The sequence below is a fragment of the Streptomyces sp. NPDC048600 genome (assembly GCF_055587025.1).
Window position 1 is genome coordinate 103,438 of record NZ_JBVJGZ010000012.1, and the last position, 26,108, is coordinate 129,545.

Genomic DNA, 26,108 nt, shown 5'->3' on the forward strand with positions numbered 1-26,108 from the left:
ATAACCGCCGCCGTGGCCCCCAATTGGCCTATGCGCCGGGCAATTGGCCGTTCGTAGGACAGGTGTTCCGCTTCCGGATACCGGGCGCACCGAAACGGTCACGGACGGAGCCGAAACCGTTCGCGCCCGGGCGCCCGTTCGGGTGACACGGTGCCATCAGCGGTCCGGCTCGGGGTCCTTCAGCCAGTTGATCAGCTCGGTCGAGAAGGCCACCGGGTCCTCCTCGTGCGGGAAGTGCCCGAGTCCGTCGAACAGCCGCCAGCGGTAGGGCGCCTCGACGTACTGGCCGGAGCCCGCCGCGCTGCGGGTGCGGGTCACCGGGTCGAGGGAGCCGTGCAGGTGCAGCGTGGGCACCCGTACGGGCCGCTTCATCCGCCGGTTGAACTGGAAGCCGTCCGGCCGCGCCAGCGAGCGCACCATCCAGCGGTACGGCTCGATCGAGCAGTGGGCCGTGGAGGGGATGCACATGGCGCGCTGGTAGGTCCGTACGGCCTCGTCGTCCGGCAGCCGGGGGCCCGACCAGTCCCGGATCAGCTTCCCGACCAGCGCGCCCTCGTCGGCGACGAGCTGCCGCTCGGGGATCCAGGGCCGCTGGAAGCCCCAGATGTAGGAGCTCGCGGTGCTCTGCCGGACGTCGGCCAGCATCGCCGAGCGCCAGCGCCGGGGGTGGGGCATCGAGGACACCGCCAGCCGGCGGATCAGCTTGGGCCGCATCACGGCCGCCGTCCAGGCCAGATAGCCGCCCAGGTCGTGGCCGACCAGCGCGGCGTCGGGCTCGCCGAGGGAGCGGATCACGCCGGTGACGTCGAGCGCGAGGTTCGCGGGGTCGTAGCCGCGCGGGGTGCGGTCGCTGCCGCCGACCCCGCGCAGGTCCATGGCGACGGCCCGGAAACCGGCGTCGGCCAGCGCGGTCAGCTGGTGCCGCCAGGCCCACCAGAACTGCGGGAAGCCGTGCAGCAGCATCACGAGCGGGCCGTCGCCGGCCTCCGCGATGTGGAATCGCGCGCCGTTGGCGGCGACCTCGCGGTGCGTCCAGGGCCCGTCCGGTCGGATGACCGAAGCGGGCGGGACCGGGGGAGTGGCGGGGTCCGTCATGACGACGAGCGTGCCACAGCCTCGATGGCCTTGGGCGCCCCGTCCTTCGGCAGCTCGGGTCGCGGGTGCGGCTTGGCGTTCTGCAGCACGCTCGCCGACTCCTTCATGGACGCGGCGACCTTCTGCGGGCCCTTGCTCTTGGAGGCCTTCTTCGCGAAGACCACGCCGATGAGCGCGAGGACGCCCGCGACCAGCACGTTCGCCGCGAAGGACAGCAGGAAGCAGATGGCGAGGTTCCAGTCGCTCCACGTGCGGATGCCGTAGGCGAGGGCGAAGTTGAGCATCGGCAGGGAGAACACCAGCACCGCGCCGGCCACCGTGAAGGCGCCGCCGCTCGTCGCGCCGCGCTTGACGTCCTGCTTGAGCTGAGCCTTGGCCAGGGCGATCTCGTCGTGTACGAGCGCCGACAGCTCGGTGGTCGCGGAGGCGAACAACTGGCCGATGCTGCGTTCGGCGCCGACCGGGCTGCCGTCGGGTGCGCTCATCGCGGTCTCCCTCTTCCGTCTGGGTATGTGCCGTGTCTTTTGTACCGTCCCGTCAGATCATGCCGGACGGGGGTTCTCCTCGCCTGCCCCGCCCGCCACTTCGGCAAGCCGCGCGGCGGCCTTCTCCTCGGCGAGCCGGCGGTGCTCGGCCGCCTTGCGCTCGTGGATCTCGGCCATCCGCAGGTGGTAGTCCGGTTCGTCCTGCTCGTAGATGTCCGGGATGCCGTCCTGGTCCTCGTCGCGTTCCTCGGCCTCCCACAGGCGCCGGTACTTGTTGTTGCGGATCTTCAGCAGGATCGTGGCCAGGATCGCCGCGATCAGTGAGCCCAGCAGGACGGCTGCCTTGATCTCGCCCATCAGGGCCGGGTCCTCCTCGAACGCCAGCTCGCCGATGAGCAGGGAGACGGTGAACCCGATCCCGGCCAGCGAGGCGACCGCGAACACGTCCGCCCACTGGAGCTCCTCGCTGAGGGTCGCCCGCGTGAAGCGCGCGGTCAGCCAGGTCCCGCCGAAGACGCCGAGCGTCTTGCCGACCACCAGGCCCAGGACCACGCCGAGCGGCTCCGGCGTGGTGAACACGTCCGCCAGCGCCTCGGCCGACACCGGCACCCCCGCGCTGAACAGCGCGAACAGCGGCACGGCGAGACCCGCCGACAGCGGCCGTACGAGGTGCTCGATCCGCTCGCCGGGAGAGCGCTCCTCCCCTTCGCGGGTGGAGCAGCGCAGCATCAGGCCCATGGCGACACCGGCGATGGTGGCGTGGACGCCGCTGTTGTACATCAGCCCCCAGACGACCAGGGCGAGCGGCACGTAGACGTACCAGCCGCGCACGCCCGCCCGCAGCAGCAGCCAGAAGACGGCGAGGCCGACGAACGCGCCGCCGAGCGCGAGGAAGTCGATCTGCTCGGTGAAGAACACCGCGATGATCAGGATGGCGAACAGGTCGTCGACCACCGCGAGCGTGAGCAGGAAGGCGCGCAGGGCGCTGGGCAGCGAGGTGCCGATGACCGCGAGCACCGCGAGCGCGAAGGCGATGTCGGTGGCCGTGGGCACGGCCCAGCCGTCGAGGGAGCCGCCGCCGACGGTGTTGGTCAGCACGTAGACCAGCGCGGGCACCGCCATTCCGCACAGCGCCGCCACGACCGGCAGGACGGCGGCCCGCGGATCGCGCAGATCCCCGGCGACGAGCTCGCGCTTGAGCTCGATACCGGCGACGAAGAAGAAGATCGCGAGAAGTCCGTCGGCGGCCCAGTGCGCGACGGAGAGGTTCAGGCCGAGGGCCTCGGGGCCGATGTGGTGGTGCGCGACGCTCTCGTAGCTGTCGTGCAGCGCGGGGACGTTCGCCCAGATCAGGGCGGCTGTCGCGGCGAGCAGCAGCAGCACGCCGCCGACGGTCTCGGTGCGCAGCGCGTCCGCGACGTAGTTCCGCTCGGGAAGGGACAGCCGGCCGAGGAACTTGCGGGTTGCGGTGGTGCGGGGCGCGGCCACGTGGAGGACCTCCGGTCGGTGGGCATGACGGAACGCATGCCGACCAGACTTCCCGGCGCACCTGTTGTGCCGAGGTTACCCAAGGTGCGCAAGGGCTGTCCGATGATCCTCACGCTAAACGCAAAAGGGGCACCCGGCGCGGGGTGCGCCGGGTGCCCCTTCGGAGCCGGGACTCAGTCCTCGCTGGGTGCGGCGGGGAGTTTGGCCTGGATGAGGTCCATGACGGTGGAGTCGGTGAGGGTGGTGACGTCTCCGAGCTGGCGGTTCTCGGCGACGTCGCGCAGGAGGCGGCGCATGATCTTGCCGGAGCGGGTCTTGGGCAGTTCGCCGACCGGGAGGATCCGCTTGGGCTTGGCGATCGGGCCCAGGGTGGTGCCGACGTGGTTGCGCAGCGCGTCGACGAGGCCCTCGTCGTCGGCGTTGGCGGTGCCGCGCAGGATGACGAAGGCGACGATCGCCTGTCCGGTGGTGTCGTCGGCGGCGCCGACGACGGCGGCCTCGGCGACGGAGGGGTGGGAGACGAGCGCGGACTCGACCTCGGTGGTGGAGATGTTGTGCCCGGACACGAGCATGACGTCGTCGACGCGGCCGAGGAGCCAGATGTCGCCGTCGTCGTCCTTCTTCGCGCCGTCGCCGGCGAAGTATTTGCCCTCGAAGCGGGACCAGTAGGTGTCGAGGAAGCGCTGGTCGTCGCCCCAGATGGTGCGCAGCATCGACGGCCAGGGCTCGGTCAGGACGAGGTAGCCGCCGCCTCCGTCCGGTACCTCGTTGGCCTCGTCGTCGACGACGGTGGCGCTGATGCCGGGCAGCGGGGTCTGGGCGGAGCCGGGCTTGGTGTCGGTGACTCCGGGCAGCGGGGAGATCATCATCGCGCCGGTCTCGGTCTGCCACCAGGTGTCCACGATGGGGGTGGCGTCGGCGCCGATGTGCTTGCGGTACCAGATCCACGCCTCGGGGTTGATCGGCTCGCCCACCGAGCCCAGCACCCGCAGGGAGGAGAGGTCGAACTTGGCGGGGATGTCGTCGCCCCACTTCATGAAGGTGCGGATCGCGGTGGGCGCGGTGTAGAGGATGGTGACGCCGTACTTCTGCACGATCTCCCAGAACCGGCCCTGGTGCGGGGTGTCCGGGGTGCCTTCGTACATGACCTGGGTGGCGCCGTTGGCGAGGGGCCCGTAGACGATGTAGGAGTGGCCGGTGACCCAGCCGACGTCGGCGGTGCACCAGTAGACGTCGGTCTCGGGCTTGAGGTCGAAGACGGCGTGGTGGGTGTATGCGGTCTGGGTGAGGTAGCCGCCGGAGGTGTGCAGGATGCCCTTGGGCTTGCCGGTGGTGCCGGAGGTGTAGAGGATGAACAGCGGCTGCTCGGCGGCGAACGCCTCGGCCGTGTGCTCGGCGGACTGGCGCTCCACGATGTCGTGCCACCACACGTCGCGGCCCTCGTCCCAGGCGACCTCCTGGCCGGTGCGGCGGACGACGAGGACGTGCTCGACGCCGGCGGCCTTGGTGACGGCCTCGTCGACGGCGGGCTTGAGCGCGGAGGGCTTGCCCCGGCGGTAGCCGCCGTCGGAGGTGATGACGACCTTGGCGTCGGCGTCCTGGATGCGGGTGGCGAGGGCGTCCGCGGAGAACCCGCCGAACACGACGGAGTGCGCGGCGCCGATGCGGGCGCAGGCCAGCATCGCTACGGCCGTCTCGGGGATCATCGGCATGTAGACGGCGACCCGGTCGCCCTTGGTGACGCCGAGTTCCAGCAGGGCGTTCGCGGCCCTGGACACCTCGTCCTTGAGCTCGGCGTAGGTGACGGCGCGGCTGTCGCCGGGCTCGCCCTCGAAGTGGATGGCGACGCGGTCGCCGTGGCCGGCCTCGACATGCCGGTCGACGCAGTTGTAGGCGACGTTCAGCTCGCCGTCCTGGAACCACTTCGCGAACGGCGGGTTGGACCAGTCGAGGGTCTCCGTCGGTTCCTTGGCCCAGGTCAGGCGCCGGGCCTGCGCGGCCCAGAAACCGAGCCTGTCAGCCTTGGCCTGCTCATACGCCTCCGCGGTGACGTTGGCGTTCGCGGCCAGGTCGGCGGGCGGCGCGAACCTGCGCTCCTCTTTCAGCAGGTTGGCCAGGCTTTCATTGCTCACGACATCTCCCTTTCCCAGGGTGTCCGTTGTGTCCCAGGCCACAGCTCATCAGACCCAGGGGCCCGATGACAAGGGTCGTCCGAAAATTGGTGTAGACCTTTTGAGGTCCGAGTGCCGGTCTCCGCCGGTCTCCTCCAGCCCGCTGCGCCGATCCCCGTGACCGGGGCGTACGACGATTCCCACGGACGGCCGTGCCGCGGGGTTCATGCGTGTAACGGCACTCACATACGGGGGGCGGCCTCCGTACACGGCCGGACCTACGGGGGATCGGGCCGCCGACGTGGCCGGGCCGTCCGGGATCGCGCCGTCCGGGATCGGGCGGCCGACGTGCCCAGGCCGGGGGCGTGCGGGTCGGCCGTCCCGGCCCGGGCGGGTGCGCCGCCCCGGCCCCGGCTGGTGCGCCGCCCCGGCCCGGCGCACCCTCCTCACACCGGGCTGCGTACCTCCCCCGCCCCCGCCACATGGTCGAACAGCTCCGCTCCCGCCCCGCCGGTGAGCAGATAGGCCTGGGCCTCACCCACGTGGAAGTACACGCCATGCAGCTCCAGCGCGCCCCGCCGCAGCGCCCGGGTCACCGACTCGTGGGCCAGCAGATGCTCCAGCTGCTGCACGACATTGGTCAGGCACAACTGCTCGACCGCGTCCGCCGGACGCCGCCCGGCGAGCCGGGCCCCGGGTCGGCTGTCGTCCGCCATCCGCTCCAGGCTGGGCAGGCCGTGCCGCAGCCAGCGTTTCAGCGGTGTCCGCGCGCCCCCGGGCTCGGAGTTGAGCAGGGCCTGCATCGCCCCGCACCCCGAGTGCCCGCACACCGTGATGGACCGCACCTCCAGCACGTCGACCGCGTACTCGATCGCCGCCGCGACCGAGTCGTCCCCGCTCTCCGCACCGGGCAGCGGCACGAGGTTGCCCACGTTGCGCACCACGAACAGGTCCCCCGGACCACTGGAGGTGATCATCGAGGTCACCACGCGCGAGTCGGCGCACGTCAGGAACAGCTGCGACGGGCGCTGCCCCTCCCGCGCCAGCCGCGCCAGCTCGCCCCGCACCAGGGGAGCGGTGTTGCGCTGGAACGCGCTGATACCGCGCACCAGTTGATCCTCGCCCGGCTCCCGGTCGTCGGGCTGGAGCCCGGGCGGGCCGCCGTGCCCCGGTGTGATGCCGGGCGGAGGGGGAGCGCCGTCGGGAGTGAGGGCTCCAGCGGGTGCCGGGGGCCCTGCGGGCAGGGAGGAGCTTCCGGGCAGGCGGGAGTCTCCGGGGCGCGGGGTGTCTCCGGCCGCGGGCGCGCCTTCGGGCAGGAGGGGGCGCTCCGGCGCGGTGGCCTCGTCGGGCAGGGCCGTCCTGCGCGGCGAGTGCGTTCCCCCGAGTGCGGGTGTCCCGTTCGGTGAGCGTGTCCCACTCGGCGAAGTCACCCCATCCGGAGAGGGCGTCCCGTCCGGCGAGGGCGTCCCGCCGCACGAAGGCACCCCGTCGGGCGAGGGCTTCCCGCTCGACGAAAGCGCTCCACCCGGCGAGGGCTCTCCTCCGCTCAGCGAGGGCATCCCGCTGGATGCGGGAGCCTCACGGCGCGTGCCTGGGCCTCCACTGCCGAGGACCGCGGCACCGCTCTCGGGACCCGTGCACTGGTGGTTGCGCCAGGGTGTCCAGGGGCGGCACCGGCAGTGGGAGGTGTCGGCCGGGGTGTCCCCGATCCCCGCGCCCAGTCTCTCGCGGAGGTCGGCGAGATCCGAGGGCTCGGCGATGCGGACTCCGGCACGGCGTCCGGTCAGCTCGACCGTGCCTCCCTGGGCGGTGTGGGTGCTCTGCCAGTCGTGCAGCGTCTCGTAGGCCGCGTGGTCCATGAACGAACCGTCCAACTCCACGACGACCTGGGCGCCTTGGGGTACAAGATGCAGGGCACGACTGAGTCTGGGCACCGCCAGGAACGTCAACTGGCCTCTTACGTGTACGTGATGGACTCCCTCCTTCTCGTCGTGCGTGATGCGGGTGCGGGCGAGGCGGTTCATGGCGACGGCGACGGCCACGGCGATGCCGAGCGCCACGCCTTCCAGTACCCCGAACAGCACCACGCCGGTGATGGTGACGGCGTAGACCAGTGCTTCTCGGTGGCGGGTCACCGTGCGGATGTGGTGCAGGGACACCATCTGGATGCCGACGGCCATCACCAGGGCGGCGAGCGAGGCGAGCGGGATGAGTTCCAGGATCGGGACCATCAGCAGCGCGGCGACTACTACGAGAACGCCGTGCAGCATCGTGGAGTTCCGGCTGATCGCACCAGCGTGCACATTCGCGGAACTTCGTACGGCGACACCCGCCACGGGCAGGCCGCCGAGGGCTCCGGAGACGATGTTGGCGGCGCCCTGGCCCAGCAGCTCGCGGTCGAGGTCGGAGCGGGTGGGGCGGAGCGGGGCGCGGGGCGCGGAGTTGCCGGGGGCGGCCGTACCGGGGGCGGCCGTACCGGGCGGGGACGCGCCGGGTGGGGTCGCGCCGGGCTCGGCCCCCGGCTTCGCGGCGGCGGCCTGCTGGGAGGCGACCAGCTTGTCCACGGCGACCGCGCCGAGCAGCGACTGCACGCTGCAGACCAGGGTGATGGTGAGCACGGCGGCGGCGATCCCGGTCACCGGCCCGTCGGGCAGACCCACCAGGGAGTGACTGCTCCAGGACGGCAGCCCCACCTTCGGCAGGCTGAGCGCGGTGAGCGAGGCGGTCACGGTGGCCGCGGCGACGGCTAGGAGCGGGGCCGGGACGATCCGCAGCAGCTGGCCCGCCCGGCCGGGAAGTCTGGGCCAGAGCAGGAGCAGGGCGAGCGTCAGGATGCTCATCGACACGGCGGCGGGGTGCACACGCGCCAACTGGGCGGGAAGCGCACCGAGGTTGGCGAGCACCGAGCTCTGCGGGGTGCCGCCGAGGACGATGTGCAGCTGGGCGACGGCGATGGTGACGCCGATTCCGGCGAGCATGCCGTGGACGATCGCGGGGCTGACGGCGAGCGCGGTGCGGGCCACGCGCAGTCTGCCGAGGAGCAGTTGGGTGACTCCGGCGAGGACGGTGATCGCGCAGGTGGTGCGCCAGCCGTACCGGTGGATGAGGTCGGCGGTGACGACCGTCAGTCCGGCGGCAGGCCCGCTGACCTGGAGCGGGGAGCCGCCGATCAGCCCGGCGACCACGCCGCCCACGGCGGCGGCGACGAGGCCGGCCTGCAGTGGGGCGTCGGTGGCCAGGGCGATACCGAGCGAGAGGGGCAGGGCGATCAGGAAGACCGCGATCGAGGCGGACACGTCGGCGCCCGCGAGGCGCGGTCGGCGGCGGGGCGGTTCCGCCGGAGGGCTGTGCGGCCGGTGGCTGCGTCCGGTGCGGGGGGAGCCGGCGGACGCGGACCTGCTGGCGGGCGCGGGGCCGAGGGGCTGGGGGTGGGTGGCGGACTGGGAGTGCGTGGGGACGCTGGCGGACATGTTCCCGTCTCCTCCGGGGCGGCGCGGTCGCGGAACAGGTGGTCCCCGCCGGGGCGGCGGGGTCGGGTCGCGGCCGTGGGTCACGGCGTGCAGTGGCGGGATGAATCAACGCTCGGTAAACAGATCGTAATTCAGAGTAAAGGGCCCGCCTGAATTTTCGACGCAAATGGGTCAATACGCCACTCCGATGAGTGAAGCCTTCTTTTGATCGGCTTGTCGTACTTATTCCCTCTCGGTCCCGTGCGAGGTTTGCGGCGCTGTCGGCTCGCCCGGCACATCACCTCGCACACGCCGTCATCAGCGTTGGCCTGAGAGAAGGAAGAAGGTGGGCGGAGATGGCCGCCACCCAGAGGATCGCCGCGGGCGCTGTGGCCGTCGCGGCCTGTGCCGCGTCGCTGGCCGGTTGCACGACGGGCGCCCCCGTTTCGGAGCAGGGAGTGTCGGGCCCGCAGAAGGCGAAGCCGGCGGCCCCGGCGCCCAAGAGCGTGACCCGCCTCATCGGCGACGGCTCCACCGCGTACACCGGGGCCCAGCCGCATCTGCCGAGGCCCGAGCGGCTGAAGCCCGGTCAGAAGCCGCCGCAGTTCGTGGTGTTCTCCTGGGACGGTGCGGGCGAGGACAGCCAGAAACTGTTCTCCCACTTCCGCAAGGTCGCCAAGGACAACAACGCGACCATGACCTACTTCCTCAGCGGTGTGTACCTGCTGCCCGAGGAGAAGCGCGACCTCTACCGGCCCCCGCAGCACTCCCCGGGCCGCTCGGACATCGGGTTCAACGACCAGCAGGGCATCGCCGACACCGTGAAGCAGCTGCGCCTCGCGTGGATGGAGGGCAACGAGGTCGGCACCCACTTCAACGGCCACTTCTGCGGCAAGGGCGGTGGCGTCGGCGAGTGGTCGGTCGAGGAGTGGAAGGACGAGATCGCCCAGGCCAAGGGCTTCGTGAAGTCCTGGAAGTCCAACACCGGGATGACCGAGGCGGCCCCGCTGCCCTTCGACTACGACAAGGAGCTCATCGGCGCCCGCACGCCCTGCCTGGAAGGACAGAGCAACTTCCGCAAGGCCGCCCGCGAACTGGGCTTCCGCTATGACACCAGCGGCGTCAACAACCAGGTCTGGCCCGGCAAGAAGGAAGGGGTGTGGGACCTGTCCATGCAGCTAGTGCCCTTCCCCGGCCGCACCTTCGAGCAGCTCACCATGGACTACAACTTCATGGTCAACCAGTCGGGCACCAAGACCCAGGGCGACCCGGCCAAGTTCACGTTCTGGGGCGACCAGATGCGCGACGGCCTGCTCGCCGGCTTCCAGCGCGCCTACGACGGCAACCGCGCGCCCCTGATCATCGGCAACCACTTCGAGTCCTGGAACGGCGGCACCTACATGCGGGCCATCCAGGAGGTCATCGAGCGGGTGTGCACCAAGTCCGAGGTGCGGTGCGTCTCCTTCCGGCAGCTCGCCGACTGGCTGGACGCCCAGGACCCGGACACCCTGGCCAAGCTGCGCACGCTGAACGTCGGCGAGGCTCCCCGGCAGGGCTGGGAGTCCTTCCTGGCGGCCGCCCCGGCCCCGGCCCCGAAGGGCGTGCCGGGAGCACCCGCCGCGCGGCAGTAGGAACATCCGCCGCGCGACCGCGGGCGGCGGACGCGGTGTCCCGGGGAGCGGTGTCCGGGGAGAGGGCGCCCGCCCGACGGCGGACCCGGTGTCTGACGGACCCGGTGTCTGACGGACCCGGTGTCTGACGGACCCGGTGCCTGACGGACCCGAGGCCTGACGGACGCGAGGTCCGACGGACGCGAGGCCTGAACGACCCGAGGCCTGACGGGCCCGGTGCCCGGCGGGAGCGTCACGCAGGCTGTGTGACGCTCCCGCTCAGGACGCTCTCGCTCAGCACGAAACCGGGGTCGACCTGAGCCGCCAGGTCGGCCCCGGTGCGCTCGTTGCCCCATGTCTGGGCGTTCTTCAGATGGAAGTGGACCATCTGGCGCGTGTAGCGCTCCCAGTCACGCCCCTCGTACGTCGCGTCGGCCGCGGTCCGCAATGCCTGCAGGGCACGGGCGTTGACGTCCTCCAGGAGTTCGAACCGGGGCGGCCGGCCCTTCTCCATGGCGCGCACCCAGTCGGAGTGCCCCACCGTGACGAGCAGGTCGTCGCCGACCTCGTCGCGCAGGAAGTCGAGGTCGTCCTGGCCCTGCACCTTGTTGCCGACGACCCTGAGCTCGACGCCGAAGTCGCGGGCGTACTCCTTGTACTGGCGATAGACGGAGACCCCTTTCCGGGTCGGCTCGGCGACGAGGAACGTGATGTCGAAGCGGGTGAACATGCCGGAGGCGAAGGAGTCGGAGCCCGCCGTCATGTCGACGACCACGTACTCACCGGGCCCGTCGACCAGGTGGTTCAGGCACAGCTCCACCGCTCCGGTCTTGGAGTGGTAGCAGGCGACCCCCAGGTCGGCGTCGGTGAAGGGGCCGGTGACCATCAAACGGGCGGCGCCGCCGTCGAGTTCCACCGGCCGGGCGCAGGCGTCGTAGACCGGGTTGTCCTCGCGGATCCGCAGCAGACGTGAGCCCTCGCCGGGCGGAGTGGTCTTGATCATCGTCCGGGCGGAGACGATGCGCGGGTTGGCGCCGCGCAGGTAGTCCTTGATCAGCGGCAGCCGGTCGCCCATCGCGGGCAGGGCGGCGGCCGCCGCGTCGTCGAGGCCCAGCGCTGCGCCCAGGTGCTGGTTGATGTCCGCGTCGACCGCGACGACCGGCGCTCCGGTGGCCACCAGATGGCGGATGAACAGGGAGGACAGGGTGGTCTTCCCGCTGCCGCCCTTCCCGACGAAAGCAATTTTCATGTTCATAAAGCGTAGTGGCGCGGGGTGCTGCCCGACGGGCCGGACGTGAAGAAGACCACTCCTTCGTGGGGCGTGGGCGCCGGTTGCGTACTGTCGTACCCATGAGTACGACAGGCGCGACCGCCGATCCGCTCGCGGCCCTGGGCGCACTGCCCGGCGTCGCCGACTCCGTCGAATCCGTGCGCAAGGCCGTGGACCGGGTCTACGGGCACCGCGTCATGCGCCGCCGCAGCAACGAGATCACCTCCGAGGCGGCGCTGCGCGGCGCCCGGGGTTCGGCGGCGCTGTCCGGCGCGGACTGGGCTCTGGAGGAGGTGCGCCGGCGCACCGACTTCAGCGGTGACGACGAGGCGCGTCTGATGGGCGGTGCGCTGCGGCTGACCGCGGAGGCGGGCCAGCTGCTGTCCATCTGGCGGCAGTCGCCGCTGCGGGTGCTGGCCAGGCTGCACCTGGTGGCTGCCGCGGACGACACCGAGCGCTCGGGGCGCCCGCGCCTGGCGGGCGAGCCCGTCGACGAACCGCTGGTGGAGCTGCCGCTGCCGGACGCGGACGAGGTCTCCGCGCGACTGGAGGGCCTGTCCGGGCTGATCGTGGCGGGCAGCTCGGCTCCGGCGCTGGTCAGCGCGGCCGTCGTGCACGGTGAGCTGATGGCGCTGCGCCCGTTCGTCTCGCACAACGGCCTCGTCGCGCGCGCGGCCGAGCGGATCGTCCTGGTCGGCAGCGGCCTCGACCCCAAGTCCGTCTGCCCTGCCGAGGTCGGCCACGCCGAACTGGGCCCAGCGGCCTATCTGACGGCGCTGGACGGCTATGTCTCCGGCACGGCCGAGGGAATGGCCGCCTGGATCGCGCACTGCGGCAGGGCGATCGAGCTGGGCGCGCGCGAGTCGACGGCGGTGTGCGAGGCGCTCCAGCGCGGCGCGGCGTAGGCCGTCGTCCCTGTCGAAGGGCCTGTCACGGGGGCTGCCGCAGGGCCTGTCACTTGGGCTGAAAAGAGTTGCGGCGGTACGAGTCCTCGTACCGCCGCTGGCATGTTCACCCGGTTACCAAGCGTCCTCGATATGTTGCCCATCAGGCCGGGGTCTTTGCCCGTCACCTGGTGCGGCTGGCCCGTAATCGACGGGTCGACGTCGCGTGGGTGCCCGATGTTCATGCGCGGTCCGTGGGGCCAGATGCGTAGTGAAGGTGATCCTCGCGGATGTCCTTGGTCTCGCGGGCCGTTGACTCCTTTGTACTCCAGGTCGGGAGCAAGCGGTAGTCCTGGCCATACTTCTTTACTTTTAGGTTCAAACAGAACATTTACCGGCCGCGGTCTCGTGGAACGTCCGGTGCGGGCAACGCCCGCCGCAGGTCAGGCCGTTGTCGCGCGGCGCCGGCTGGCGTACCAGACGAGCCCCGCGGTGGCCGCCGCGGCGCCGATCGCGGCGGCGGCGACGAGCGCCGGGCGCGGCGGTACGGAGAAGGCGGGCAGCCGCTGCTTGAGCCGCACGGGCCGGTGGAAGTCGAGAACCGGCCATCCGCGCGCGATCGCCTCGCGGCGCAGTGCGCGGTCCGGGTTCACGGCGTGCGGACGGCCCACGGTCTGCAGCATCGGCAGGTCGGTCGCCGAGTCGCTGTAGGCGTAACACCTCGAAAGGTCGTACCCCTCCGACTCCGCCAGCTCCCTGATCGCCTCCGCCTTGGTGGGACCGTATGCGTAGTACTCCACCTCCCCGGTGAAGCAGCCGTCGTCCCCGACGACCATCCGGGTGGCGACGACGCGGTCCGCGCCGAGCAGCTCGCCGATGGGCTCGACGACCTCCGCGCCCGAAGTGGAGACGATCACCACGTCCCGCCCGGCGGTGTGGTGCTCCTCGATGAGCGAGGCGGCCTCGTCGTAGATGATCGGGTCCACGATGTCGTGCAGCGTCTCGGCGACGATCTCCTTGACCTGCTGGACGTTCCAGCCGCGCACCATCTGGGAGAGGTAGTCGCGGGTGCGTTCCATCTGATCGTGGTCCATGCCGCCCACGAGGAAGACGAACTGTGCGTATGCGGTACGCAAGGCGGCCCGGCGGTTGATCAGACCGCCTTGGTAGAACGACTTGCTGAACGTGAGTGTGCTCGACTTCGCAATGACCGTCTTGTCCAGGTCAAAGAAGGCGGCTGTGCGGGGCATCGAGTGGTTTTCCACGACCCTGAGCATAGGCGCAGCCCATTCGGCGTAAGGTGGGGCGTGTGGGTTTGCCTGAGAAGGCTCTCGGGTACACCATGGAAGTCACGGATCGTTCGCGACCGTGCTAACCCGGTCCGGCTCCTCCCCCCCCGAGTCGGCCGTGGGGACGACCCCCGCTCTCCCCCCCGGCGGGGGTCGTCGCATGTCCGGGTGGGTTTTCTTCTTCTTCGCGCGGCACTGAGCCGCTTCGGGGCGGCTGAGGCCGCCCCTTCGTCATGCCCACACTTCGTCACCCAGAGTAGCCGTCGGACTCCTCTCCGGGAGTCGTACAGGAGAGGGTCCAGCGTCACCGGTATGGGTGACGGCGATATTCACAACCGCCCGGCCGTCCACAGTAATTGACCAAGATCCACACCATTTCCGGGATCGCTGCACCGTGATTCCAACGCGCTCCGAACGCGACGAGTTCGTGACCACTTCTCGTTTGTCGGGCGCGTTTGGCCGGTTTCTGTCGGCCGCTCAAATGGAGGCCGGTCTCCCGGTTCTTCACACGGATGGGAAACGCGGGGCCGAAGAGGCCGCGCGGGACACGCAGCGAAGGGGGAAGTCGCGCCATGGCCGACGTCATCACTCATGAACCATCGCCCGCGGCCGGGGGCCGGCAGGGCAGACCGCTCATCGTCACCGAGGACGCCGGGCTTCTGGACGATCTGCTGCGGCTGTGCGCCGCCGCGGGCGCCACGCCCGAGGTCCATCCCGCCGTGCCCGCCCGCCGGGGTGGCTGGGAGGCCGCACCGCTCGTGCTGGTCGGCGACGACGCCGCCCGCCGGGTGCGCGGGGCCGCCCGCAGGCGAGGAGTCGTGCTGGTGGGCCGTGACCAGGACGACTCCGGGGTCTGGCGGCGGGCCGTGGAGATCGGCGCCGACCACGTCCTGATGCTCCCCGACGGCGAACAGTGGCTCGTCGACCGCATCGCCGATGTCGCCGAAGGCGTCGGCCGGCCCGCGCTCACCGTCGGCGTGATCGGCGGCCGCGGCGGCGCCGGAGCCTCCACGCTCGCGTGCGCCCTCGCCGTCACCTCCGCGCGCGACGGGGTACGGACCCTGCTCGTGGACGCCGACCCGCTCGGCGGCGGACTCGACGTGCTGCTCGGCGGCGAGACCACCGCCGGGCTGCGCTGGCCCGCGTTCGCCGGATCGCATGGGCGGGTCGGCAGCGGGGCCCTGGAGGAGTCGCTGCCCGAGCTGCACTCCCTGCGGGTGCTCAGCTGGGACCGCGGCGACCGCGTCGCCGTCCCGCCGCAGGCCGTGCGCGCGGTGCTCGCCGCAGCCCGGCGCCGGGGCGGCACGGTCGTCGTCGACCTGCCCCGCCGCTTCGACGAGAGCGTCGCCGAAGCCCTGTCCCAGCTCGATGTCGGCGTCCTCGTCGTCCCCGCCGAACTGCGTGCCGTCGCCGCGGCGGGCCGTGTGGCCGCCGCGTTCGGGATGGTCCTGCGCGATCTGCGGGTCGCGGTCCGAGGCCCCTACGCACCCGGCCTCGACGAGCGGGAGGTCGCGCGCCTGCTCGGGCTGCCGCTGATCGGGGAGGTCCCGGTCGAGTCCGCTCTGCTGCGGCCGCACGGCCGGAAATCCCCGCCGGGCGCGGGCGGGCGCGGACCGCTGGCCCGCTTCTGCAGGGAGTTCTGGGAGCGGGCGCTGATCGAGGCGGGTGCGGCATGAACGCGGTGTCCGGACTCGGGCCGCCCGCTGCGAGGCGGGGCGCTGCCTACGGCGGTGCCGGGGAGCGGGCCGTGCCGCCGGGGAGCGCGGGGCGGCCCGGTGCGAGCGGCGACGGAACGGGTGTCGCGGTGCTGCCGGGCTTACGGCGGCAGGGTGAGGGTGGCGGGCTGACGCCCGAACTGCTGGAGGGAGTGCGGCGGCGGCTGGCCGAGAGCGGGGCGGAGCCGACGCCCGCCCGGGTCGCCCAGGCTCTGCGGGAGCAGGGGCGGGTGCTCGGGGACGCCGAAGTGCTGGGAGCGGCCGAGCAGTTGCGGTCCGAGCTGATCGGGAGCGGGCCGCTGGAGCCGCTGCTCGCCGATCCCTCGGTGACCGACGTGCTGGTGTCGGCTCCCGACCGGGTCTGGGTCGACCGCGGCGGTGGCCTGGAACTGACCCGGGTCGCCTTCGCCGACGCCGCGGCGGTACGGCGGCTCGCGCAACGGCTGGCCGCGGTGGCCGGGCGGCGTCTCGACGATGCCCGGCCCTGGGCCGACGCGCGGCTGCCCGACGGCACCCGGCTGCACGCCGTACTGCCCCCCGTCGCCGTCGGCTGCACCTGCCTGGCCCTGCGCGTGGTGCGGCCGCGGGCGTTCACGCTCGACGAGCTCATGGCGGCGGGCACGGTGCCGCCGGGCGGGGACCGCGTACTGCGGGCCCTGCTGCGGGAGCGGCTGTCCTTCCTGATCAGCGGAGGCACCGGCAGCGGCAAGACGACCCTGCTCAGCGCCTTGCTCGGGCTCGTCGGGCCGGGCGAGCGGATCGTGCTGGCCGAGGACTCGGCGGAGCTGCGGCCCGACCATCCGCACGTCGTACGCCTGGAGACCAGACCCGCCAACCAGGAGGGCGCCGGCCTCGTCACCCTCGAGGACCTGGTCCGCCAGGCCCTGCGGATGCGGCCGGACCGACTGGTCGTGGGCGAGGTGCGCGGCCCCGAAGTGGTGCACCTGCTCGCGGCGTTGAACACCGGCCACGACGGCGGAGGCACGGTGCACGCGAACACGGCGGCCGACGTCCCCGCCCGGCTGGAGGCCCTCGGTACGGCCGCCGGGCTCGACCGGGCCGCACTGCACAGCCAGTTGGCCGCCGCCCTGTCGGTGGTGCTGCACCTGGCGCGCGACCGGGCCGGGCGGCGCCGGATCGCCGAGGTCCATGTGCTGGAGCGGGACGCGGCCGGGCTGGTGCGGACGGTGCCCGCGCTGCGGTGGGGCGCTCGGGCGTTCGTGCACGAGCGGGGGTGGGAGCGGCTGCGGGAGCTGCTCCGGGACGACTGCGGCGCCGTGGAGGCCGGTGGGTCGCCGCCGGTGGACGGAAGGGGTGAGGGCGCGTGAGCGTGATGAGCGAGATGGGGATCGCGGTGGCCCTGGTGGGTGTGGCCGTGGCCGCCTGGCTGGCCGCTGAGCGGCAGTCCGGCTCCCGGCGCGCGCGGTTGCTGCTGGCGGGCGGTGGAGCGGTGGGCACGGGGCCGCCGCCCAGGTGGCCGTGGCCGGGCGGCTGCCTGCGGCGCGTGCGGGAGCAGGTGCGGCCCGAGTGGTGGTCGCCCGCCGTGGGCCTGGCGCTGGCCGTGCTGGGTGCCTCGGTGCTGCCGGCCGTCGCGGGAGCTGCCGGGCTGCCGGTGCTGCGGAGGGTGCGGCTGGCCAGGGAGGCCGGGCTGGCACGGGAACGCCGGGGCGACGCGGTCATCGCCCTGTGCGGGGTGCTCGCCGGAGAGGTGCGGGCCGGACGGCAGCCGGGCGAGGCGCTGCTGCGGGCCGCGCAGGAGTCCGGCGGCCTCGGTGAGGCGCAGCCCGCGGTGCTGGCGGCGGCCCGGTTCGGCGGGGACGTGCCCGGGGCGCTCGCGACGGCGGCCCGGCGTCCAGGGGCGGAAGGGTTGCTGGGACTGGCCGCGTGCTGGCGGGTGGCCGTGGACCAGGGGGCGGGCCTGGCCGCCGGACTCGACCGGCTCGAAGGGGCGTTGCGGGCGCAGCGCGACCAGCGGGCCGATCTGCGGGCCCAGTTGGCGGGCGCCCGCTCCACCGCGGTGATGCTCGCCGGGCTGCCGGCCCTCGGCCTGCTGCTCGGCACCGCCCTCGGTGCGGACCCGCTGCGGGTGCTGCTGCACACCGGGGCCGGGCTGGGCTGTCTGCTGGCCGGCGTGCTGCTGGAGGGCGTCGGCCTGTGGTGGGCGCTGCGGATCGTCCGGGGAGCGGAGGCGGCATGAGCCAGGAGGTTGTCCACAGGCTGTGGGTGGTTCTGGTGACGGGCGCCGCCGTGGTCTGTGTGGCCCACCGGCTGGCCGCGCTGCGGCGCGAGCGCCAGGTCCGGCGACGGCTGGCCGCGCTGCTCGCAGTGGAGGCGGCGGGCCGCGGATCGCCCCCACGCGTCCTCCCCGCACTGCGGACCTGGTCGGCACCGGTCGGCGTGGTGTGCGCCGGGTGGGTGCTGGTCGGCGGGTTCACCGGGGCCCTGGCCGGTCTGGCCGGGGCGGGAGCCCTGTGGCGGTGGCGGCGCGGCCGTGCGGCCGCGGAGGGCACCGCACGGGCGCTCGATGCCGTGCGAGCGGCCCAGGGCGCCCGTCAACTCCCCCTCGCAGCGGATCTGCTGGCCGCCTGCATCGCCGCCGGAGCCGGTCCGGTCGTGGCCGCACAGGCGGTCGGGGAGGCGCTGGGCGGTTCCGTCGGAGAGGCGCTCGCGCGAGGGGCCGCCGAGGTGCGACTCGGTGGTGAGCCGGCCGGGGCCTGGCGCGGACTCGCCGCGGTGCCGGGCGCGCAGGGCCTCGCGCGGCTGCTGGAGCGCGCCGACGTCTCGGGGCTTCCGGCGGCCGGGCCCGTCTCCCGGCTCGCGGCGGACGCCCGCGCCGACTGGACCCGCACCGCGACGGCCCGTGCGAGACGCGCGGCCGTCCTGGTCACGGCGCCCGTGGGGCTGTGCTTCCTGCCCGCGTTCATCGCTGTCGGCGTGCTGCCCGTGGTGATCGGGCTGGCCGGCGAGGTGCTGGGAGGGGGCGGTTGACGGCGGGTTGCGGAGGTCGGCCGGGGGCTGCGGCGCGGAACGGGGGTGGTGGATCGGGGCGGTAGCGGAGGGGCGGTGACGGGTCCGCGGGTGCGGCGGCGGACGGAGGTGGTGGAGGGGAAGTGGTGGACGGGAGGTGGTGGACGGAGACACCAGGTCGGAGCCGGCGAGTCGGAGCCGGTGGCAGTCGAAGAGAAGCGAACGGAACGAGAAATCACGGAGGTTGAGATGTGCGGATTGGTGCGGGCGCGGCTGGGTGCTCTGGTGTGCGGGATGCGCGGCTGGTGCCGGTCGCGGCGACGGGACGCGGGGATGGTGACCTCGGAGTACGCCCTCGGCATCGTCGCGGCGGCCGCGTTCGCGGTGGTGCTCTACAAGGTCGTCACCAGCGGGCAGGTCAGCGCCGAACTTCAGGCGATCGTGAAGCGGGCCCTCGATGCGGGGAAATGAGCGGGGGCGGGGCGACCGCGGCTTCGTGACGGCCGAGTCGGCGGTGGTGCTGCCGGTGCTGGTGATGTTCGCGATGGCGCTGGTGTGGGGCCTGCTCGCCGTGGCCGCGCAGATCCAGTGCATGGACGCGGCCAGGACCGGTGCTCGTGCGGCGGCGCGGCAGGACCCCGAGGAGGCCGTCGTGAAGGTGACCCGTGAGGCGGCGCCACCCGGTGCCCGGGTGACCGTGACCCGCGAGGGCGACCTCGTCCGGGTGGCCGTGGTGGCCGAGCCGGCCGCGCTGACCGGCCTGCCCTTCCAGGTGCGGGAGGAAGCTGTGGCCGCGGCGGAGGAGACGGTGGGGGTGGGGTCGTGAGAGGGGCTGCGGGAAGGGGGCGCCGGGTCGTCGCTGCCTTGTCGGCACCCGGACGGCCGTACGGCTCCGACCGGGGTTCGGCCACCGTGTGGAGCGTCGGCGCGATCGCCGTGCTGTGCGTCGTGTTCGGTGTCGTGCTCGCCCTGGGGCAGGCCGTGGTGGTGCGCCAGCATGCCGCGCGCGGTGCCGACATGGCGGCGCTGGCCGCGGCGGACCGTTGGCCGGAGGGCGGTGTGGCGGCCTGCGAGCATGCTGCACGGGTGGCCGGAGCGCAGGGCGTGCGGCTGGTGCGGTGCGTGCTGAGCGGTGAGATCTCGGACGTGACGGCGGCCTTGGCGCGGGGGCCGTTCATGGCGGAGGCCCGTGCACGGGCGGGTCCCGCGGGGACGGACCCCCAGGGGCCGGGGACGGGGCTGGACCCTCCGGGGTTCGACGCGGAGGCGGACCGCGACGGGTTCGGTACGGGGACGGACGGCCAAGGGTTCCGTGGGGGGATGGACCGGCGCGGAATCAGAACGGGCACGGACCTGCGCGGAATCAGTACGGGCCCGGCCGCTCGCAGAATCAGTGCGGGGGCGGACCCTCGCGGAGTCAGTATGGCGGCGCCGGCCCCTCGCGGAATCACTGCGTGGGCGGCCCCTCCGCAGGCGCCCCCCGAAGCAGCTCCGTGAGCAGCCGCACGGCCCCCCGCTTGTGCAACGGGTCGTTGCCGTTGCCGCACTTGGGGGACTGGATGCAGGACGGGCACCCGCTGTCGCACTCGCAGGAGGCGATGGCCTCGCGGGTGGCGGTGAGCCAGGCGCGGGCGGTGTGGAAGGCGCGTTCGGCGAAGCCCGCGCCGCCCGGATGGCCGTCGTAGACGAAGACCGTGGGCAGCAGCGTGTCGGGGTGGAGCGGGACCGACACGCCGCCGATGTCCCAGCGGTCGCAGGTTGCGAAGAGGGGCAGCATGCCGATCGACGCGTGCTCGGCGGCGTGCAGGGCGCCCCCGAGGATCTCCGGGTTGATCCGGGCGGCGTCCAGCTGGTCCTCGGTGACGGTCCACCACACCGCGCGGGTGCGCAGGGTGCGCGGCGGGAGGTCGAGCTTGGTCTCGCCGAGCACCTCACCGGTGATGAGGCGGCGGCGCAGGAAGGAGACGACCTGGTTGGTGACTTCGACGGAGCCGTAGCACAGGCGGCCGTCGCCCCAGGGGATCTCGGTGTCGGTTTCGAGGACGGAGATGGAGGTGGTGTCGCGGGCGACGGTCGAGTAGGGCGGAACGGCCTCCTCGACCAGCGCCACGGACTCGTCCAGGTCGAGGGAGCGGACGAGATAGGTACGGCCCTGGTGGAGGTGGACCGCACCTTCGTGGACGGTCGCGTGGGCGGAGCCGGCGTCGACCGTGCCGAGCAGGCGGCCGGTGCCGGACTCGACGATCTGCACGGGGCTGCCGCCCCCGCCGCGGATGTCGGTGAGGTCGGCGGCCCGCTCCCGGCGGGTCCAGTGCCAGGCCTTGGTGCGGCGGCGCAGCAGTTTCGCAGCCTCCAGCTGCGGCAGCAGATCCGCGCTGGCCGGCCCGAACAGCTCCAGGTCCTCCTCCGTGAGCGGGACCTCCGCGGCGGCGGCGCACAGGTGCGGGGCGAGGACGTACGGGTTGTCCGGGTCGAGGACGGTCGACTCCACCGGACGGTCGAACAGGGCCTCCGGATGGTGGACCAGATAGGTGTCCAGCGGGTCGTCGCGGGCGACGAGGACGGCGAGGGCGCCCCGGCCGGAGCGGCCCGCGCGGCCGGCCTGCTGCCACAGGGACGCGCGGGTGCCGGGGTAGCCGGCGATGAGGACGGCGTCCAGGCCGGAGACGTCGATGCCGAGTTCGAGGGCGGTGGTGGCCGCGAGGCCGAGGAGTTCACCGGAGTGGAGGGCCTGTTCGAGGGCGCGGCGTTCCTCGGGCAGATAGCCGCCGCGGTAGGCGGCCACGCGCCGGGCGAGGGAGCGGTCGATCTCGGCCAGTCTCTCCTGGGTGATGACCGAGATCAGCTCGGCGCCGCGCCGGGAGCGGACGAAGGCGACGCTGCGGACGCCCTGGAGCGTGAGGTCGGTGAGCAGGTCGGCGGTCTCGGCGGTGGCCGTGCGGCGGACCGGCGCGCCCTTCTCGCCCTGCATCTCGGTGAGCGGGGGCTCCCAGAGGGCGAACACCAGTTCCCCGCGGGGGGAGGCGTCGTCGGCGACCTCGACCACCGGCAGCCCGGTGAGCCGGCGGGCGGCCACCGACGGGTCGGCGGCGGTGGCCGAGGCCAGCAGGAACACGGGGGAGGAGCCGTAGCGGGCGCACAGGCGGCGCAGTCGGCGCAGCACCTGGGCGACGTGGGAGCCGAAGACGCCGCGGTAGGTGTGGCACTCGTCGACGACGACGTACTTCAGGGCCTTCAGGAAGGAGGACCAGCGGGGGTGGGACGGGAGTATCCCGCGGTGCAGCATGTCGGGGTTGGTGAGGACGTAGTTGCCGTACTGGCGGATCCACTCGCGTTCCTCGAAAGGCGTGTCGCCGTCGTACACGGCCGCGCGCACCGCGTTGCCCAGTGGCTGGGCCAGGGCGCGCACGGAACGGCACTGGTCGGCGGCCAGGGCCTTGGTGGGGGCGAGGTACAGAGCGGTGGCGCCACGGCCGTTCGGAGCCCTGGAACCCTCCAGAAGAGTGGAGAGCACGGGGACCAGATAGGCCAGCGACTTGCCGGAGGCGGTGCCGGTGGCGACGACCACGGACTCGCCGTCCAGGGCGTGCTCGGCGGCTCGTACCTGATGCTCCCAGGGGTGCTCGACGCCCGCGGCCTGCACGGCGGCCACGACCTGCGCGGAGATCCGGTCGGGCCAGACGGCATGGCGGCCCTCGCGCGGGGGCAAGTGCTCCGTATGAGTGATGCGCGAGGCCCGGCTCGGACCCGAGGCGAGACGGTCCAGGACCGTGCCCGGGGCCGGGCGGAGCGCGGAGTCCGTCGGGTGTCGATCGGATCGGTGATTCTTGGCCATCGGCACCGAGTGTGTCACCGGCGTGACGGACAATGGGCTCAAGGCGTCGTGCACGCCTGCCGGTAAGTGATTGAATGCCATCGCGGCTGGCGAACCTCCCGGGGGCTCCGCCGAGGTGCCCAAGGGTGACCGCTCGATAGCAAGGTGCTGGAGGATCCGTGGACCTGTCCCTGTCGACCGAGACCGTCGGCGATCGCACGATCGTCAAGGTCGGTGGCGAAATCGACGTATATACCGCGCCCAAGCTGCGTGAGCAGCTGGTCGAGCTGGTGAACGACGGGAATTTCCACCTCGTCGTCGACATGGAGGGCGTGGACTTCCTCGACTCCACCGGTCTCGGCGTACTGGTCGGCGGCCTGAAGCGGGTACGTGCCCATGAGGGCTCCCTGCGTCTGGTCTGCAACCAGGAGCGCATTCTCAAGATCTTCCGCATCACCGGTCTGACCAAGGTGTTCCCCATTCACACCTCGGTCGCGGAAGCGGTGGAGGCCACCGACTGATCACCGATGCCGGGCCCGTGCGGCCCGGCTCGGCACGGTTCAACCGGGGGTCCGGGCGCACTGCGGCCGGACCCCGACAGCACGCCCATAGCTTTGAGGGGGATGCATGGCCACCGTCGAACTCCGCTTCAGCGCGCTGCCCGAGCATGTGCGGACCGCCCGGTTGGTGGCGGCCGCGGTGGCACGCAGGGCCGGAGTGGACGAGGCGGTCCTCGACGAGGTCCGGCTCGCCGTCGGCGAGGCGTGCACGCGCGCGGTGGGGCTGCACCAGAGCGCCGGGATCACCACGCCGGTGAAGGTGCTGCTGATCGAGGAGGAGAAGCAGTTCTCCATCGAGGTCGGCGACGAGGCGCCCCGCTCCGCCCCCGGTGACCGGGCGCCCGGCGCGGCCGGTGAGGACGCGGACGCCGAGGAGGACGAGATGGGCCTCGCGGTCATCAGCGGCCTCGTCGACGACGTGGAGGTCACCGCCGGGGAGCACGGCGGGCAGATCCGGATGACCTGGCCCACCACTCCGCCCGTGGCGGCGCCGCTCGTCTGACCCCCGTTCACCAGAAAGGCCCTGCCGCCGGCAGGGCCTTTCTGCGTGTGCGGCTGTCAGTGCCCCCGCCTACAGTGGTTGCGGCAGGAGTTCCTACCAACCCGTACTGTTTCCGGCGATGCATTTCGTGAATTGCTTCACGATCTGGGTACTCGCCGGGTGATCCATTCAATGGATCACCGGTCAATGCCTTCAGGGCATTACTGCTGGATTGCAAATTCCATTTACGGCGCACTGTTTTGATCAGGTTCCGGTACCTAGAATCCGTCCACATCTTGAGCTCAGCCCAAGCGTCAAGGAGGACGAATGGCGGGGCTTTCTACCACTCATCAGCTTGATCACCCCACGACCTTCGCAGCCGCAGTCCTGACCGACGGCAACCGCGTCCTCGTGGTGGTCGTCGCGGTCGTCGCCCTGGCCGCCCTGGTGGTCGCGGGGATGTTGTTGCGCCAGGTGCTCGCCGCGGGCGAGGGCACCGACAGCATGAAGAAGATCGCGGCAGCCGTCCAGGAAGGCGCCAACGCCTATCTGACCCGGCAGCTTCGCACGGTCGGCGTATTCGCCGTCGTCGTGTTCTTCCTGCTCATGCTGCTGCCCGCGGACGACTGGAATCAGCGCGCCGGACGGTCGGTGTTCTTCTTGATCGGTGCCGCCTTCTCGGCGGCCACCGGCTATATCGGCATGTGGCTCGCCGTGCGCAGCAATGTGCGCGTCGCCGCCGCTGCTCGGGAAGCGACTCCGGCGGAAGGCGAACCGGAAAAGGATCTCACCGAGGTCTCGCACAAGGCGATGAAGATCGCTTTTCGTACGGGTGGCGTCGTCGGCATGTTCACGGTGGGGCTCGGCCTGCTGGGCGCCTCGTGCGTGGTGCTGGTGTACGCGGCCGACGCGCCGAAGGTGCTGGAGGGCTTCGGTCTCGGTGCCGCGCTGATCGCCATGTTCATGCGTGTCGGCGGCGGCATCTTCACCAAGGCCGCCGACGTCGGCGCCGACCTGGTCGGCAAGGTCGAGCAGGGCATTCCGGAGGACGATCCGCGCAATGCCGCGACCATCGCCGACAACGTGGGCGACAACGTCGGAGACTGCGCGGGCATGGCAGCCGACCTCTTCGAGTCGTACGCCGTGACCCTGGTGGCCGCGCTGATCCTGGGCAAGGTGGCCTTCGGCGACTCCGGGCTGGCGTTCCCGCTGCTGGTGCCCGCGATCGGCGTGGTCACGGCCATGATCGGCATCTTCGCGGTGGCCCCGCGCCGGTCCGACCGCAGCGGTATGACGGCGATCAACCGCGGCTTCTTCGTCTCGGCGGTGATCTCCCTCGTCCTCGTCGCGGCGGCGGTCTTCCTCTACCTCCCGGGCTCGTACGCCGAGCTCGACGGGGTGACCGACGCGGCCATCCAGGCCAAGGGCGGCGACCCGCGGATCCTCGCGCTCGTCGCGGTGGGCATCGGCATCCTGCTGGCCGCCGTCATCCAGCAGCTGACCGGCTACTTCACCGAGACCACCCGCCGCCCGGTGAGGGACATCGGCAAGACCTCCCTCACCGGCCCGGCGACGGTCGTCCTCGCTGGTATCTCGATCGGGCTCGAATCGGCCGTCTACACCGCCCTGCTGATCGGACTGAGCGTCTACGGCGCCTTCCTGCTCGGCGGTACGTCGATCATGCTGGCGCTGTTCGCGGTGGCACTGGCCGGCACCGGCCTGCTCACCACGGTCGGTGTCATCGTCGCCATGGACACCTTCGGGCCGGTCTCCGACAACGCCCAGGGCATCGCCGAGATGTCCGGGGACGTCGAGGGCGCGGGCGCGCAGGTGCTCACCAACCTCGACGCGGTCGGCAACACCACCAAGGCCATCACCAAGGGCATCGCCATCGCCACCGCCGTCCTGGCCGCGGCGGCGCTCTTCGGGTCGTACCGGGACGCGATCATTACCGGCGCCCGGGACGTCGGCGAGAAACTCGGCGGCGAGGGCTCGGCGATGACCCTGTCGATGGACATCTCCCAGCCCAACAACCTCGTCGGGCTCATCGCGGGCGCCGCGGTCGTCTTCCTCTTCTCGGGGCTGGCGATCAACGCCGTGTCGCGGTCGGCGGGTTCGGTGGTCTTCGAGGTGCGCCGGCAGTTCCGGGAACGGCCCGGGATCATGGACTACAGCGAGGAACCGGAGTACGGCAAGGTTGTCGACATCTGCACCAGGGACGCGCTCAGGGAGCTGGCCACGCCCGGTCTGCTCGCCGTGATGGCGCCCATCTTCGTCGGCTTCACGCTCGGCGTCGGCGCGCTCGGCGCGTACCTCGCCGGCGCGATCGGCGCGGGCACGCTGATGGCGGTCTTCCTCGCCAACTCCGGTGGCGCGTGGGACAACGCCAAGAAACTCGTCGAGGACGGGCACCACGGCGGCAAGGGCAGCGAGGCGCACGCGGCGACGGTGATCGGCGACACCGTCGGCGACCCCTTCAAGGACACCGCGGGCCCCGCCATCAACCCCCTGCTGAAGGTGATGAACCTGGTGTCGCTGCTCATCGCGCCGGCGATCATCAAGTTCTCCTACGGCGCCGACAAGAGCGTGGGTGTGCGCATCCTGGTGTCGGTGCTCGCGTTCGCGGTGATCGTGGGCGCGGTGTACGTGTCCAAGCGGCGCGGTATCGCCGTGGGTGACGAGGACGAGTCCGGGACCGCGTCCAAGTCGGCCGATCCCGCGGTGGTTTCGTAGTCCGTCGTACGACGGCCGCTCCAAGGGGCGGGCGGACGGCGCGTGCTGACGCGCCGTCCGCCCGCCTCGTTCGTGTGCGGTCCTGCCGGACGGTGCTCTCGTGAGCCTTCTCTCTCTTGGTGCAAATGATGACAAAAGAAGACAGAGCAGACGCTTG

At 72.2% G+C, this 26,108-nt stretch carries 19 protein-coding genes and 1 pseudogene; 12 read left to right on the forward strand and 8 right to left on the reverse strand.

Features of this window, described 5'->3' with window-relative positions:
- Positions 1 to 156: 156 nt before the first annotated feature.
- From ACZ6SQ_RS18300 to ACZ6SQ_RS18320, 5 genes are all read right to left on the reverse strand, one after another.
- On the reverse strand, positions 157 to 1,095 hold the full coding sequence (locus ACZ6SQ_RS18300) for an alpha/beta fold hydrolase (RefSeq protein WP_469562899.1): 939 nt from the start codon (positions 1,093 to 1,095) through the stop codon (positions 157 to 159).
- On the reverse strand, positions 1,092 to 1,580 hold the full coding sequence (locus ACZ6SQ_RS18305; protein WP_469562902.1) for a phage holin family protein: 489 nt from the start codon (positions 1,578 to 1,580) through the stop codon (positions 1,092 to 1,094). Before ACZ6SQ_RS18305 ends, ACZ6SQ_RS18300 begins: the two co-directional genes overlap by 4 nt.
- Before the next feature lie 57 nt (positions 1,581 to 1,637).
- Positions 1,638 to 3,068 carry a Na+/H+ antiporter NhaA gene (gene nhaA, locus ACZ6SQ_RS18310; RefSeq protein ID WP_469562905.1) on the reverse strand — a complete coding sequence of 477 codons (1,431 nt, stop codon included), beginning with the start codon at positions 3,066 to 3,068 and terminating at the stop codon, positions 1,638 to 1,640.
- A 173-nt stretch (positions 3,069 to 3,241) separates the two neighbouring features.
- The gene (acs, locus tag ACZ6SQ_RS18315) at positions 3,242 to 5,200 is read right to left on the reverse strand and encodes an acetate--CoA ligase (RefSeq protein ID WP_469562908.1); all 1,959 of its coding nucleotides are present in this window, start codon (positions 5,198 to 5,200) and stop codon (positions 3,242 to 3,244) included.
- Between the two features lie 425 nt (positions 5,201 to 5,625).
- A complete protein-coding gene (locus ACZ6SQ_RS18320; protein WP_469562911.1) occupies positions 5,626 to 8,649 on the reverse strand; it encodes a SulP family inorganic anion transporter in 3,024 nt (1,007 codons plus the stop codon).
- 335 nt (positions 8,650 to 8,984) lie between these two features.
- Here ACZ6SQ_RS18320 and ACZ6SQ_RS18325 point away from each other — a divergent pair, with 335 nt between their 5' ends.
- Entirely contained in the window at positions 8,985 to 10,259 is a 1,275-nt protein-coding gene (locus ACZ6SQ_RS18325; RefSeq protein WP_469562914.1) for a polysaccharide deacetylase family protein, read from the forward strand.
- Positions 10,260 to 10,491: 232 nt separating this feature from the next.
- On the opposite strand, the gene ACZ6SQ_RS18330 is transcribed toward ACZ6SQ_RS18325, so the two are convergent.
- Complete coding sequence (locus ACZ6SQ_RS18330; RefSeq protein ID WP_469562917.1) at positions 10,492 to 11,487, reverse strand: ATP-binding protein; 996 nt, start codon at positions 11,485 to 11,487, stop codon at positions 10,492 to 10,494.
- 101 nt (positions 11,488 to 11,588) lie between these two features.
- On the opposite strand from ACZ6SQ_RS18330, the gene ACZ6SQ_RS18335 reads away from it, so the two are divergent.
- A complete protein-coding gene (locus ACZ6SQ_RS18335; RefSeq protein WP_469562921.1) occupies positions 11,589 to 12,413 on the forward strand; it encodes a Fic family protein in 825 nt (274 codons plus the stop codon).
- A 422-nt stretch (positions 12,414 to 12,835) separates the two neighbouring features.
- Here the strand turns inward: ACZ6SQ_RS18335 and ACZ6SQ_RS18340 are convergent, their stop codons facing one another.
- Positions 12,836 to 13,669, reverse strand: coding sequence for an HAD family hydrolase (locus tag ACZ6SQ_RS18340; protein WP_469562924.1), 834 nt, complete (start codon positions 13,667 to 13,669; stop codon positions 12,836 to 12,838).
- Positions 13,670 to 14,253: 584 nt separating this feature from the next.
- On the opposite strand from ACZ6SQ_RS18340, the gene ssd reads away from it, so the two are divergent.
- The 7 genes and pseudogenes from ssd to ACZ6SQ_RS18375 all read left to right on the forward strand — a co-directional run.
- Positions 14,254 to 15,357 (forward strand): septum site-determining protein Ssd, encoded by a 1,104-nt coding sequence (gene ssd, locus ACZ6SQ_RS18345; protein WP_469562927.1) that lies wholly within the window; start codon positions 14,254 to 14,256, stop codon positions 15,355 to 15,357.
- Entirely contained in the window at positions 15,354 to 16,724 is a 1,371-nt protein-coding gene (locus ACZ6SQ_RS18350) for a TadA family conjugal transfer-associated ATPase (protein WP_469562930.1), read from the forward strand. Before ssd ends, ACZ6SQ_RS18350 begins: the two co-directional genes overlap by 4 nt.
- A 5-nt stretch (positions 16,725 to 16,729) precedes the next feature.
- On the forward strand, positions 16,730 to 17,593 hold the full coding sequence (locus tag ACZ6SQ_RS18355) for a type II secretion system F family protein (RefSeq protein WP_469563116.1): 864 nt from the start codon (positions 16,730 to 16,732) through the stop codon (positions 17,591 to 17,593).
- The gene (locus ACZ6SQ_RS18360; protein ID WP_469562932.1) at positions 17,590 to 18,384 is read left to right on the forward strand and encodes a type II secretion system F family protein; all 795 of its coding nucleotides are present in this window, start codon (positions 17,590 to 17,592) and stop codon (positions 18,382 to 18,384) included. The genes ACZ6SQ_RS18355 and ACZ6SQ_RS18360 overlap by 4 nt, the downstream gene beginning before the upstream one ends.
- 228 nt (positions 18,385 to 18,612) lie before the next feature.
- Positions 18,613 to 18,834 (forward strand): DUF4244 domain-containing protein, encoded by a 222-nt coding sequence (locus tag ACZ6SQ_RS18365; protein ID WP_469562935.1) that lies wholly within the window; start codon positions 18,613 to 18,615, stop codon positions 18,832 to 18,834.
- Positions 18,821 to 19,189, forward strand: a complete 369-nt coding sequence (locus ACZ6SQ_RS18370) for a TadE family type IV pilus minor pilin (RefSeq protein WP_469562938.1) — start codon at positions 18,821 to 18,823, stop codon at positions 19,187 to 19,189. The genes ACZ6SQ_RS18365 and ACZ6SQ_RS18370 overlap by 14 nt, the downstream gene beginning before the upstream one ends.
- Before the next feature lie 38 nt (positions 19,190 to 19,227).
- Positions 19,228 to 19,602: pseudogene (locus ACZ6SQ_RS18375) on the forward strand (Rv3654c family TadE-like protein); the annotation flags it as partial.
- Positions 19,603 to 19,810: 208 nt separating this feature from the next.
- Here ACZ6SQ_RS18375 and ACZ6SQ_RS18380 read toward each other — a convergent pair.
- On the reverse strand, positions 19,811 to 22,279 hold the full coding sequence (locus ACZ6SQ_RS18380; RefSeq protein WP_469562940.1) for a DEAD/DEAH box helicase: 2,469 nt from the start codon (positions 22,277 to 22,279) through the stop codon (positions 19,811 to 19,813).
- A 77-nt stretch (positions 22,280 to 22,356) separates the two neighbouring features.
- Here ACZ6SQ_RS18380 and bldG point away from each other — a divergent pair, with 77 nt between their 5' ends.
- The 3 genes from bldG (at position 22,357) to ACZ6SQ_RS18395 (ending at position 25,951) form a co-directional block, all read left to right on the forward strand.
- The gene (gene bldG / locus ACZ6SQ_RS18385; RefSeq protein WP_356691665.1) at positions 22,357 to 22,698 is read left to right on the forward strand and encodes an anti-sigma factor antagonist BldG; all 342 of its coding nucleotides are present in this window, start codon (positions 22,357 to 22,359) and stop codon (positions 22,696 to 22,698) included.
- Positions 22,699 to 22,804: 106 nt separating this feature from the next.
- Positions 22,805 to 23,239: an ATP-binding protein gene (locus ACZ6SQ_RS18390; protein WP_386386709.1), complete on the forward strand. Its 435-nt coding sequence runs from the start codon at positions 22,805 to 22,807 to the stop codon at positions 23,237 to 23,239.
- 306 nt (positions 23,240 to 23,545) lie between these two features.
- The gene (locus tag ACZ6SQ_RS18395; RefSeq protein ID WP_469562944.1) at positions 23,546 to 25,951 is read left to right on the forward strand and encodes a sodium-translocating pyrophosphatase; all 2,406 of its coding nucleotides are present in this window, start codon (positions 23,546 to 23,548) and stop codon (positions 25,949 to 25,951) included.
- Positions 25,952 to 26,108 lie beyond the last annotated feature (157 nt).